General features: G+C 49.2%; 13 protein-coding genes. 6 read left to right on the forward strand and 7 right to left on the reverse strand.

What is annotated here, in order from left to right; genetic code table 11:
* Nucleotides 1-112: 112 nt before the first annotated feature.
* Complete coding sequence (locus PCO85_06245; GenBank protein ID WJV56010.1) at nucleotides 113-661, reverse strand: XRE family transcriptional regulator; 549 nt, start codon at nucleotides 659-661, stop codon at nucleotides 113-115.
* Nucleotides 662-891: 230 nt separating this feature from the next.
* Between PCO85_06245 and PCO85_06250 the strand changes: the two genes are divergently transcribed.
* Nucleotides 892-1419 carry an N-acetyltransferase family protein gene (locus PCO85_06250; GenBank protein ID WJV55020.1) on the forward strand — a complete coding sequence of 176 codons (528 nt, stop codon included), beginning with the start codon at nucleotides 892-894 and terminating at the stop codon, nucleotides 1417-1419.
* A 237-nt stretch (nucleotides 1420-1656) separates the two neighbouring features.
* Here PCO85_06250 and PCO85_06255 read toward each other — a convergent pair.
* Nucleotides 1657-2765, reverse strand: a protein-coding gene (locus PCO85_06255; protein WJV55021.1) for an IS3 family transposase whose coding sequence is annotated in 2 segments (ribosomal slippage) — nucleotides 1657-2513 and nucleotides 2513-2765 — 1110 coding nt in all. Because the reading frame shifts where the segments join, the coding sequence is not laid out codon by codon here.
* A gap of 69 nt (nucleotides 2766-2834) precedes the next feature.
* On the reverse strand, nucleotides 2835-4172 hold the full coding sequence (locus PCO85_06260) for a PLP-dependent aminotransferase family protein (protein WJV55022.1): 1338 nt from the start codon (nucleotides 4170-4172) through the stop codon (nucleotides 2835-2837).
* A gap of 92 nt (nucleotides 4173-4264) precedes the next feature.
* Here PCO85_06260 and PCO85_06265 point away from each other — a divergent pair, with 92 nt between their 5' ends.
* Together PCO85_06265 and PCO85_06270 are read left to right on the forward strand one after the other, a co-directional pair.
* Nucleotides 4265-4696, forward strand: coding sequence for a GNAT family N-acetyltransferase (locus PCO85_06265; protein ID WJV55023.1), 432 nt, complete (start codon nucleotides 4265-4267; stop codon nucleotides 4694-4696).
* Between the two features lie 50 nt (nucleotides 4697-4746).
* Entirely contained in the window at nucleotides 4747-5184 is a 438-nt protein-coding gene (locus PCO85_06270) for a carboxymuconolactone decarboxylase family protein (protein ID WJV55024.1), read from the forward strand.
* A gap of 99 nt (nucleotides 5185-5283) precedes the next feature.
* Here the strand turns inward: PCO85_06270 and PCO85_06275 are convergent, their stop codons facing one another.
* Together PCO85_06275 and PCO85_06280 are read right to left on the reverse strand one after the other, a co-directional pair.
* Entirely contained in the window at nucleotides 5284-5748 is a 465-nt protein-coding gene (locus tag PCO85_06275) for a GNAT family N-acetyltransferase (protein ID WJV55025.1), read from the reverse strand.
* Between the two features lie 27 nt (nucleotides 5749-5775).
* Nucleotides 5776-6615 (reverse strand): PhzF family phenazine biosynthesis protein, encoded by an 840-nt coding sequence (locus tag PCO85_06280; protein WJV56011.1) that lies wholly within the window; start codon nucleotides 6613-6615, stop codon nucleotides 5776-5778.
* Between the two features lie 377 nt (nucleotides 6616-6992).
* Between PCO85_06280 and aroL the strand changes: the two genes are divergently transcribed.
* Together aroL and ppnP are read left to right on the forward strand one after the other, a co-directional pair.
* Complete coding sequence (aroL, locus tag PCO85_06285; protein ID WJV55026.1) at nucleotides 6993-7514, forward strand: shikimate kinase AroL; 522 nt, start codon at nucleotides 6993-6995, stop codon at nucleotides 7512-7514.
* Between the two features lie 105 nt (nucleotides 7515-7619).
* Nucleotides 7620-7904 (forward strand): pyrimidine/purine nucleoside phosphorylase, encoded by a 285-nt coding sequence (gene ppnP / locus PCO85_06290; GenBank protein WJV55027.1) that lies wholly within the window; start codon nucleotides 7620-7622, stop codon nucleotides 7902-7904.
* Nucleotides 7905-8182: 278 nt separating this feature from the next.
* On the opposite strand, the gene PCO85_06295 is transcribed toward ppnP, so the two are convergent.
* A complete protein-coding gene (locus tag PCO85_06295; GenBank protein ID WJV55028.1) occupies nucleotides 8183-8326 on the reverse strand; it encodes a hypothetical protein in 144 nt (47 codons plus the stop codon).
* Between the two features lie 236 nt (nucleotides 8327-8562).
* Between PCO85_06295 and PCO85_06300 the strand changes: the two genes are divergently transcribed.
* On the forward strand, nucleotides 8563-10353 hold the full coding sequence (locus PCO85_06300) for a methyl-accepting chemotaxis protein (protein WJV55029.1): 1791 nt from the start codon (nucleotides 8563-8565) through the stop codon (nucleotides 10351-10353).
* 62 nt (nucleotides 10354-10415) lie between these two features.
* Here PCO85_06300 and rdgC read toward each other — a convergent pair whose 3' ends face one another.
* Complete coding sequence (rdgC, locus tag PCO85_06305) at nucleotides 10416-11327, reverse strand: recombination-associated protein RdgC (protein ID WJV55030.1); 912 nt, start codon at nucleotides 11325-11327, stop codon at nucleotides 10416-10418.
* Nucleotides 11328-11517 lie beyond the last annotated feature (190 nt).

Below are 11517 nucleotides of genomic sequence, written 5' to 3' on the forward strand. Positions count from 1 at the left end.
GCTTTGTGCCGTGATTAGCAACCGAATTGGGTTGATCTACGCTGAGGCTGGCTGGTCGAATTTGTCTATGCTCACAGCCCACAATATCCGACCCTGGCGACGCTATTATTGGTTATGTCCTATGCAGGACGATGACCGCGTAAACGCAGAGTTTATTGCTTTCGTTCTGAAAGGTACAATTTGATGGCGGTCCGAGTTCGAGGCAGTCTCCGATTGACATCTCATGCTTTGTATCGCCCTCCAGAAAGACCAACGTACCTTCCAAAATCCAGATGATTTGACGCACAAAGGCATAAGCGGACGCGGGCATGGGAACCTGGGCTCCAGCTGGCAGCTCGATGCGAACCAGATCGAGCGGTATGTCTGAGTCCGGCGAGATGTGTCGGCGCTGATACCCCGTCTGTGGGTCGGTCCAGACCGGTTGATCGGCCTTGCGGAGCAGGCGGCCTTGTTGGGACTCGGCGCGTGCGATGAGTGTTGACATACTGAGCTGAAAAGCGCCAGAAAGTTTACCGAGCAGCGTTGCGGTCGGACTACTTTCACCGCGCTCGATCTTGTGAATCATGGCCCGAGATACGGTCGAGCGCTCAGCAAGCTCGGTTAATGACCAGCCGCGACTTTCCCGTTCCATCTTGATGCGAGTACCGATGCGCTTGTCGATGGTATTCTCCTTGTTGTTTTCTGAGTAATACTATAGTGGACGAATGTCGTGTTTTCAACCGATGGGTAGCGCGTTTTATTGGTATATTTCAGTTAATTTTGCAGAATATTATTTTCATATGTCTAATTTATTAGACTGGTGAGGTGGGGTGGCATACCATTCTGCCGTTAGTCTGTTCATTTTGGTGGATTGGCGGCACGTTTAACCATATTGATGATCCGGAGAGAACTATGCAAATACGTGATGCAAATGATGATGATGCCGATAGTATTGCGGCGATCTACAACGATGCTGTACTCAACACCACTGCGATCTGGAACGAGAAGGCGGTCGACGCGGATAATCGGAAAGTCTGGATCGCAGACAGGCGCCGTCAGGGCTATCCGGTGCTGGTGGCTGTCGATGATGCGGATTCCGTACTCGGTTATGCCTCCTTCGGTGACTGGCGTGTTTTCGACGGCTACCGCCATACGGTGGAGCATTCCGTTTATGTACATAAGGATCGACGCGGCTACGGGACAGGTAAGGTACTGATGAACGCGCTGATTGCGCGCGCTCGTGACCTTGACAAACATGTAATGGTGGCTGGCATTGAGGCGACCAACACTGTCTCGATCGAACTGCATCGTAAACTCGGGTTTGTGGACGTTGGTCTGCTGCCGCAAGTAGGCACAAAATTTGGGCGATGGCTCGATCTCGCCTTTTTCCAGTTAGTGCTTGATGATCGGTTAGAACCCGACAAGACGAAACCAGTTTGAACCCCATCGGGGGACGTCCCTGATCTGGCGGCTTATCATGACATCAACGAATTGATCTGATGCGGGGTGCAGTGACCTGCTCCATTATCCCGGTATTGTCAAAGATAAGCCTCTCCTGGCTTAAGGATGAGGGCTAGAATTTCCCCAACGCTTTACCTAAGCGCAGCACATTTTCCAGGGCCTGCTCCGGTGTGGCGAGATTGGTAAAGCCCAGTATGAGTGTAGTCCCTCCGGTTTTTAGTACCACCGCCAATGAGGATCTCCGGCCAGTTTTTGCCTCGCATAGATAACGGGTGGCATATCACCCAGTGAGCTATGCGGACGTTCTTCGTTATATTCTGCGCGCCAGTCTTCTGTTAGCACACGGACTTCTGACAGTGTTCTGAACAGATACATATCGAGTATTTCTGTTCGTAGCGTTTTGTTAAATCGCTCAATAAATCCGTTCTGCATTGGCCTGCCTGGCTGAATAAAATCGAGTATCACGCCGTGCAACTCTGCCCATTCAGCTAAAGCAGCGGCTGTAAGTTCTGGCCCGTTATCGCTGCGTATAAATGCCGGATAGCCTCTTTCAGCACTTAACCGCTCCAGGATGCGTACAACGCGATGAGCTGGTATATTCAAATCAACCTCGATTGCCAGCGCTTCCCGATTAAAATCATCGACGACGTTAAATAACCTGAATCGCCGCCCGTCGATCAAGGCATCACTCATAAAATCAACTGACCAACAGTGGTTCATTTTATGCGGAATAACCAACGGCTGTGGATGCCTGTTAGGTAAGCGTTTTTTTCCTTTACACCGAAGGTTCAGTTTTAATAATCGGTAGATCCGGTAAACCCGTTTTGCATTCCACGATAATCCTGCTTGACGTAACTTATTGAACATAAGGCCAAAACCATAGGCCGGATGCTGATGTGCAAGTTTTTGTAATGCCTCGACCACGGGCAGATCCCGCGCCGTGTTCGGGCAATAATGCAACAGGCTTCGACTAATACCGATAATCCGGCACCCGCGTCGTTCGCTGGCCTGATGTTCCGTCATGACGTAACGCACCAGCTCACGCTTCTCAGGCACCGTTAAAGTTTTTTTGATACAACATCCTTAAGAATTTCATGATCTAAACTAAGGGATGCGTACATTTGCTTTAACCGGCGATTTTCCTCTTCCAGCTCTTTCATTCGTTTGATATCAGAGGATTCCATGCCACCATATTTGGCTTTCCAATTGTAATAGCTGGCTTCCGACACACCGTTTTCTCGGCACACATCCTTCACATGCCGACCACCTTCAACCTCTTTCAGAACACGTAGGATCTGAGTTTCAGTGAAACGCGCTTTCTTCATGATGAGCCTCCGTTGGTTGTATTTTAACCAGAGAACTCCATTGTGCGGTAAGACTAAATTCAGGGGGGACTACATGAGCCCTGACGGTGAGCCTTTGCACATAGACCAATTACTCAACGCTTGCACTGCCAGTCCCTGCTCATTCGCCAATGAGGCCAGGATGTCGTCGCTATGTTTTGTTTTAAGATATACCAGCACATGAAGGCCGTTTGCCCACGGAGAGATCTGTAATTTCTCACCGAATACCTGAACCAAGGCATCGATCAGATAGCGACGCCGTATTGCGTAGAGCGCGCGCATTTTCCTGAGATGGCGGGCAAAGTGCCCCTGAACCATGAAATCAGCAACCGTTGCTTGTGTAAGAATGGAACTATTGCACTGAAGTCGGTTTGCTGTCTCCCGGAATTTTTTTATCTCTTTTTTTGGTACAACCAGATAGGCAAGGCGTAGCCCGGGAAAGAGCACTTTACTGAACGTTCCGGTGTACAAGACACGACCATATTGATCCAGGCTCTTTAAGGCGGGAAGTGGCCGACCACAGTAACGAAACTCACTGTCATAGTCGTCCTCAATAATCCAGGCTTGCCGGGCACTGGCCCACTCCATCAAGGCCAGTCGTCGAGGTAACGACAAGGCAACACCCAGCGGGCTTTGATGTGTCGGCGTGACAACAGCAAAATGAGCGTCAGCCGCGTTTTGCAGGCCAGCACTAACGATCAGTCCTTCACCATCCACGGGCACGGGAACAAGGCGCATTCCAGTGTGTTCGAGATATTGTCTGGCAAATAAATAACCGGGTTCTTCGAACCATCCGGTATCGCCCACTTGCAATAGCGTGTGAAAAATCAGGTCCAGTGAATTGCAATAACCAGTCGTGATGAAAACCTGTTCATGGGTACAATCGATACCTCTGGAAATACCTAGATAAACGGCAATTGCCTGGCGCAGCGGCTCATATCCGATTGGATCAGGATAAGCCATGACGGTTGCATTCATGGCGCGTAATTGGCGTCCGGCAAGTCGCGCCCATGTCTTGCGAGGAAAGGCATCCAATGCGGGTAATCCTGGCTGAAATGCCTTGAGCCCAGATAGTTCGGCTTGAGACTGTCGTCCGCTATTCTTCGATGTGGGCTGCGTAGTCACGTTGCGCAACCGGGTCAATTGTGGCGATACAATGGTGCCGGCGGGGCCTCGGGATATGAAATAGCCTTCGCTGCTTAGCATCTGGTAGGCAGTTTCGACGGTGCCGCGTGCCAGATTCAGTTCGCTGGCAAGGCTGCGTACTGACGGCACCCGTTCCCCTGGATTCAACTTGCCTTCGGTGATTGCATCACGAAAGCGGCGATACAGCTGTAAATAGATCGGTACTGCCTGCTCTCGATGCGGTGTGAGATAACTAAAATCCATCTTCATGGCCTATTGAGAATATCGATTCTTGTATCTATTGAATAGGCCATTATTTTTCTAACATGGCAACACTTCTGACAAGGAGTTTCGCTATGGAAACTATTCGTTTAAGCCATATTGACACCGAACGTGATTGCCTGGCCTGTTTTGTTGTCGCACAAGAACTGAGACCCCGTCTCATCAGCAAAGACGTTTTTGTTGAACAAGTTTCGAGACAGATTCGGCAGGGCTATCGAATGCTTGCAGCATGGCAGGAAGATCAGGTCGTGGCCTTTGCCGGCTATCGCTTGCTGGAAAATTTACTGTATGGCCGCTTTATCTATGTTGATGACCTGGCGGCTACGGCGAAGGTACGATGTTACGGTATCGGCCGACAGATCATTGAAGAACTTCGTCAGACAGCACAACGCCTGGCGTGTACGCATCTGGTGTTGGATACCGGCCTGGCTAATGTGTTGGCGCAGCGTTTTTATTTTCGTCAGGGACTGCTGGCAAAAGGTTTGCACTTTAGCTTGCCCGTCTGACGACATCTGGGCAAGAGACCAACACTTTCATTACTCTATGGAGAATACCCATGAATACCAATACCCTTCGCCTACCTTATAAAATGCTTTCGCCTGATGCCTATCAAGGCTTCCTTACGACAAAGAAAGCGCTAGAGAAAAGTTCTCTTGGCAATCAGTTGATCGAGTTGGTTAATTTGCGGATTTCGCAGATCAATGGCTGCGCTTATTGTCTGGAAATGCATGCAGCGTTGCTGCGTGCCGGTGGCGTATCAGAAGCGAAATTGGATAGCTTGGCCGGCTGGCGGGTAAGCCATCATTTTAGTGATCGCGAACAGGCCGCTCTTGCCTGGGCAGAATCATTGGCGGACGTCGCTGATACCCATGCGCCTGACGAGGCATTTGAGCCGCTGAAAAGACACTTCAGTGACCAGGAAATATCAGATCTTTGCTTTGTTATCTCGCTGATGAGCGCGTTTAACCGATTGGCTATTGGATTACGTCAGTAACAACCCGGACAATCCAGTGACGTGATGATCCGGTTTTCTCTGCGCGTCAATTAAGCCTCTATATTGACCGCGCAGTATTGCAAGCAAGTAGCGCTGATACTATGTTGCCGTCATATCCAGATGGAAAAACTGGCTGAAGTTCGTGTCGGTATAATTCCCGAATGCCTCACCCTTGATGAAACCAAATCGCGAATAGAGTGCCACTGCTGGATCGAACGAATTTCCAGAGCCGGTCTCAAGACTTACTGTCTGGTATCTGCGGCTACGGGCGACGGCGAGCAGATGCGTGAGTATTTTCGCAGCCACACCTTTGTGCAAGTGTGCAGGATCGGTTCGCATCGATTTGATTTCGCCGTGGGTCGGCGACAGTTCGCGTAATGCACCGCAACCAAGCAGTTGGTCGTTTTCCCACGCGGTGAAGAAGGCTATATCCGGCCGTTTCAGGCCGGACAGATCAAGCGCAAAGACGCTGCCGGGTGGGGAGTTAGCGTGCATACCCTGCAAATGAAGGTGAAGAAGTTCTACGACTTGGGGGTTATTAAAGTCGCCAGCGTTGATGATCATGACGGCATCTTTATCTTTATTTGCATATCATAGCCTCCGGACACAGCCACCGACCCGAATACTGGCACCGGGGGTATCCGTGATTTCCACATCGAGTTGGCATGGAATGCCCATGTCTTCGCCCTGTATGATCGTGATGTTACCGCCATGGGGCCAATGAATTTCCCGTAAATATCCCCCCAAGGCGGCAGCGGCAGCCCCTGTCGCTGGATCTTCGTAGACGCCGCCAGCAGCGAACGGATTGCGCGCATGGAAGCGCTGGGCTGTCTCGGAAAAAACGATCATGATCGTCGCCAGTGATTCAGCATCCATCACTGTTTTGCCAGCATCAAGGTTGTAGGTCATGTCACGCAGGCTTTCGCGGTTATTGAGGGCCAGCAGAAGATGGTTGGCGCCAGCATTGATAATCGCTGGTGGGATGTGCGGGTCGAGATCAGTACTTGACCAGCCGAATAAATCAAGGGCTTTCGAAAGATAAACGGGTGGCACAATCTTCATCGTTGTTGACGGGGATTGTAAAGTAGCCCACGTCAAACGACCAGATGTGCGCCCCTCGACGGCGGCTTGTCCGTTTTTGAGTTGGAGCCGAAAGTGTCCGTCTCCCTGTCTCGTCGCCAATGCTGCGCCAAGCGCGACCGTCGCATGACCGCAGAAAGGCACTTCCATGGCTGGTGCGAAGTAACGAACACGCCAGTCACCACTATCAGGCATCGCAAACACTGTCTCGGAATAACCGATCTCGGCGGCAAGACGTTGCATGACCGAGGGATCAGGGAAAGTGTTGCAGATCACAACACCTGCGGGGTTGCCGCCATGATCACCATTCGAAAAGGCGGCGAATCGTTCCACTGGGATTTCGGGAATCATAGTCATAAAACGTGTCTCCATGTCGTCGAGGTGACGGGACCTCTTTGGCCGTCGAAAATGGGGTTATGAAAGGACATCGTCTCCTGCGTTTATCACCAGAACATCGAATCCATATCTATAATGTCACTTCTTTTTCGAAGGCCAGAAAATAATTTGATATCATCATTAATTATTCTCAATTGCCTGCTTTCAGCAAAAAAAGTGCGGAAATTGGCACTGGAGGCATCAATATCGATGATTTTCCCGATCATTACCACACCAGAGTCTTCCTTATTAATGAATTTTACTTGTATGATTTGAGGCTTGTGCAGCTGGTATGGCCAACGACATTCTTCGTTGGTGACCGGCCTGAGAGAAAAATAAGGATACATCTTTAGATGACACAGCCCATTTTTATGGTTGGTGCCAGAGGGTGCGGTAAAACCACGGTTGGTTGTGAACTGGCGCGGACTCTTGGTTATACCTTTGTGGATACGGATATTTTTATGCAGGAGACCAGTCATATGACTGTCGCCGATGTCGTAGCTCAAAAAGGATGGCAAGAGTTTCGTCGTCGGGAAAGTGAAGCATTGCAGGCAGTCACGATGCCGAATCGGGTTATTGCCACTGGCGGCGGCATGGTTCTGTTAGAGAAGAATCGGCGTTTCATGCGTGAAAAGGGTATGGTTATTTATCTGTATGCGCCAGCTTCGTCGCTGGTTCAACGTCTGGAAGAAAGTCCACAGGCACATCAGCGGCCTACATTAACCGGGCGACCGATCGCTGAAGAAATAGCGGAAGTTCTGGCGGAGCGTGAGTCGTTTTATCAGGATGTAGCTCATTACAGGATTGATGCCACACAATCATTGCCATCCATTGTGACCGATGTAATACAAGCGTTGCGTTTACCGATAGCGTGAGACAATGCCAGTGGCTGCACAAATTCGCAGAATAAATCGTGACAGCCAGCCTTTTCTCCTTCTAATATGAATTTTATCGACTTTTTGACGAAAAGGTAGCGCACTATGCTGAATGTAAATGAATATTTTTCAGGGAAAGTGAAATCAATTGGATTTGATAGCGGCAGCATTGGCCGCGCTAGTGTCGGCGTGATGGCAGCAGGGGAGTATACTTTTGGTACCGGTCAGGCTGAAGAGATGACAGTCATTAGCGGCGCCTTAAATGTATTATTGCCCGGTTCGCCGGACTGGCAGGTTTTTATGCCCGGTGAGTCTTTTTTCGTACCGGCTAAAAGTGAATTCAATTTACAGGTATCTGAAAATTCATCCTATCTTTGCAAATACTTGTAATCACGGTACGTAATTATCTCTTCTTATGATGGCTAATAATGAAATGTTATTAGCCGATACTCTCCTGTTTTTATACACCTTGATACTCAATAGATTTCAAGATGCAGGAGAATAGCATGAGAGAGGACTCAATAATTCATTGAATTTATTGAATATTTAGTACATCCTTTCACTTTTTCTAATTCATAATATTTTCTTATATTAAAAAATAAATTAAAACTCTATAAAATAAATGCAAGTCGTTGTATTTTTTCTGTGAGATTAATCTGATTTTTCTCTTATTCTCTTTGAGCAGATTTTTCCTTTTGGACAGATCTTTTAATCAAGTCTTCTGGGGAAATGAGGGTTAGCGGGAATTTGGCAGGAATATTGTTGCTCTCACAAAATGGAATATCTGGGTTTTTATTTAAAATAATCAGCATGATTACATACCCAATAAACTTCGAGTGGCAGAAAGGCGGCAAACGAGAACATCCCGATGAGCTTACTCAGGTAAGTGGCTAGGGTGACAACTCTGCCAAGGGCAGATTTGAACGCCGCTTACAACTGCCCCAACGGGGCGAGGTCCAGAGATGGGCTGGGTAACTGAACGCGTAGCCAATACATCTGCAACTTGAACGATGGCGGGTATAAATAATCATTTCATAAGTGGTTAACTATGCTTAAAACGACACGTTCACGTATTCTGGCTGTTTGTACGACCATCATTGTGCTCTCCTTGGCTATTAATACCTTTTTTAACTATCGGGTGACGGACAAATACAATACAGAGTCCATCAATAACCTTCTGACAGCAGTGACATCAAGCCATAGTCTCGCCATCGGGGACTGGGTTGAGTCCAAAAAACAGATGATTGCATCATTGAATAATGTTGCACTGACCAATGATCACCCGATTCCTACTTTCAAGCAGATGGCTGCCGCAGGAAATTTTATTAACGTTTATATGGGGTATGCCAACAAGACAGCGAAGTTCTCCGATCCTGGTGATATTCCTGCCGATTATAACCCGACAGTCCGTCCCTGGTATCAACAGGCGGTACGTGAGGGCAAACCGGTTGTCACCGCACCTTATCTGGATATGGCGACCAACACGATTGTCGTGTCTTTTGTTGCGCCAGTGCTGGATGGCAGTACGGTGAAAGGCGTGTTGGGCGGCGATGTGACGATGCAAAGTGTCATTGCCAATGTTAAATCCATCCATCCCACGCCTGACAGCTACGGCATTCTGATTCAAGCGGATGGTACTATCATTGCACATCCTGATGAGAAACTGACGCTGAAGAAAATCGCGGATATTGCACCTGGCATCAATCTGAGTGAGGTGCTAAAAGCGGAACATCCGGTGAATGTTGTGATCAGTGGCAGTGATAAACTGGTACGTGCTCAGGTGGTCAAGGGGACTGACTGGTACATGCTGGTGGCGTTGGATGAAAAAGAAGCTACGGCCGGAATGCATTCACTGTTGTGGACGTCGGTGAGTACGCTGGTGGTGATTGCAATTCTGGGATCACTGATTGTGGGATTCCTGATTAATTCTTCGCTGAGGCGCTTGTTGCAAGTTCGTGACGCGATGGACGACATCAGCAGTGGTACCAATGACTTAACACTTCGCTTGCCGGATGACGGTCATGATGAGGTGTCGCAGATTGCCCGTTCATTTAACACTTTCATCGATAAACTCAGCATGATCATGCTGCAAATCCGGGATATCAGTGCCTCGCTACAAGTGGCTACAGGTGAAATTGCTGCCGGGAATAACGATCTTTCCTCTCGAACTGAGGCCTCTGCAGCGAGTTTGCAGCAGACGGCTGCGGCGTTAGAAGAGATCTCTGCTACCGTGACGCAGTCGGCAGGATCCGCTCAACAGGTCAATGCTCGTGCGCTATCACTGGCGAGTGATGCCAGTACCGGCGGTAAAGTGGTATCCGATGTTATCGTCACGATGGATGAGATTGTCGTCGCGTCTGGTAAGGTTGGCGATATCATCGGTGTTATTGATGGTATTGCGTTCCAGACTAATATCCTGGCTCTTAACGCGGCGGTGGAAGCCGCGCGTGCCGGCGAGCAAGGTCGCGGTTTTGCCGTGGTGGCGTCTGAGGTTCGCGGGCTGGCACAGCGTAGCGCGCAGGCGGCAAAAGAAATTAAGACATTGATAGAAGCGACGGTAGAGAGTGTTACCGAAGGGTCTCGACAGGTCCGTCAGGCCAGCGACACCATGAATGAAATAGTGAGTGGTGTCTCTACTGTGACCACAGTAATGTCTGAAATAACACAAGCTTCTGAGGAGCAGATGCGCGGCATTCAGGAGATCAATAAAGCGGTGGCGCAATTGGATTCGATGGTGCAGCAGAATGCCGCACTGGTACAGGAATCCGCATCGGCTTCCGCAGCGCTGCAATCTCAAACGGAAGAACTAACCTCAACCATCGGACACTTCAAACTGTAATTGTCATAACGCCACTCACCCCGCCGGATTATTCGGCGGGATGCCTTTACGCACCAACGTTCTTAACGCTGGGCTTCGCCACCTAAGGCTTCCGTCAGATTTTTGATCAACGCGGCCAACTCGCCAGTCATCAGGATAAAGTCCGCATCAAAGCGTTGTGCCGCGTCTTCCCGGTCTATATCGTCGTTTTGTTCACGCAGCATATCGGAAAATTTCAGTCGTTTGAGCGAACCATCATCGGACAGTACCAGTTGTACTCGCTCCTGCCAGTCCAGCGCCAATTTGGTCACCACCTTGCCAGCTTCGATGTGGGCAGCAATTTCATCGCTGACCAGTGCCTGTTTTTTGCAACGGATAACGCCACCCTCTTCCAGAATGGCTTTCAGTTCTGCCTCATCCTGGAGTGTAAAACCAGCAGGTGTCTCACCAGATCGCACCCATTCAGTAAGCGTGAGTTCGATCGGGTTTTCCATTGTTAACGGGACTACTGGTAACGAACCGAGGGTTTTCCGCAGTAAGGCCAGTGTGTCCTCGGCTTTTTTTGCGCTGGCGGCATCAACCATAATCAGATTGTTGACGGTGTCTACCCATAACCAGATTTGACCAAAGCGGCTGAAAGCCCGAGGCAACAGGCTGTGCAGAACTTCATCTTTTAAAGCGTCTTTTTCGGTTTTTTTTAGTTTACGGTGTTGTTCGCCTTCCAGTTTTTCAATTTTTTCCTGCAAGGTCTGTTTAATGACTGGTGAGGGTAGAATTTTCTCTTCTTTGCGTGCGCAGATAATAATCTGGCCGTTGGCAACATGAGTAAATACGTCGCTATGGGAACCCATCGGTGAAACCCATCCACTTTTGGTCATATCCTGGCTGCCACACGGTGTAAAGGCAAAGGCGGCCAGCTGTTTTTCCATCTCATCCGCTGACAGGCTGATATCGCGATTCAGGCGATAGATCATTAAATTTTTAAACCACAGCATTTATGTTATCCCAGGCTGGCGTGTGGTGAAGACACGCGATTTTATTCACAGTGCGCATGATAACGAATTGCGCTGGGGGAAAGTAAGATAAAATAGTCTCATAACGGATTCACGGTCAGCGTATGTCGTCGTTTCTCGTGCCGCGAGTGTTGCATCGGGCCACGGCATTGGGGATATCGTGGCCCGCAAG

Source organism: Prodigiosinella aquatilis (assembly GCA_030388725.1).
Taxonomy (GTDB): domain Bacteria; phylum Pseudomonadota; class Gammaproteobacteria; order Enterobacterales; family Enterobacteriaceae; genus Prodigiosinella; species Prodigiosinella aquatilis.

Coding starts and splice junctions, on each gene's coding strand:
- PCO85_06265 (WJV55023.1), top strand. CDS start 4,265: ATGGAAACTATTCGTTTAAGCCATATTGACACCGAACGTGATTGCCTG.
- aroL (WJV55026.1), top strand. CDS start 6,993: ATGACACAGCCCATTTTTATGGTTGGTGCCAGAGGGTGCGGTAAAACC.
- PCO85_06295 (WJV55028.1), bottom strand. CDS start 8,326: ATGCTGATTATTTTAAATAAAAACCCAGATATTCCATTTTGTGAGAGC.
- PCO85_06260 (WJV55022.1), bottom strand. CDS start 4,172: ATGGATTTTAGTTATCTCACACCGCATCGAGAGCAGGCAGTACCGATC.
- rdgC (WJV55030.1), bottom strand. CDS start 11,327: ATGCTGTGGTTTAAAAATTTAATGATCTATCGCCTGAATCGCGATATC.
- PCO85_06250 (WJV55020.1), top strand. CDS start 892: ATGCAAATACGTGATGCAAATGATGATGATGCCGATAGTATTGCGGCG.
- ppnP (WJV55027.1), top strand. CDS start 7,620: ATGCTGAATGTAAATGAATATTTTTCAGGGAAAGTGAAATCAATTGGA.
- PCO85_06270 (WJV55024.1), top strand. CDS start 4,747: ATGAATACCAATACCCTTCGCCTACCTTATAAAATGCTTTCGCCTGAT.
- PCO85_06275 (WJV55025.1), bottom strand. CDS start 5,748: ATGATCATCAACGCTGGCGACTTTAATAACCCCCAAGTCGTAGAACTT.
- PCO85_06300 (WJV55029.1), top strand. CDS start 8,563: ATGCTTAAAACGACACGTTCACGTATTCTGGCTGTTTGTACGACCATC.
- PCO85_06280 (WJV56011.1), bottom strand. CDS start 6,615: ATGATTCCCGAAATCCCAGTGGAACGATTCGCCGCCTTTTCGAATGGT.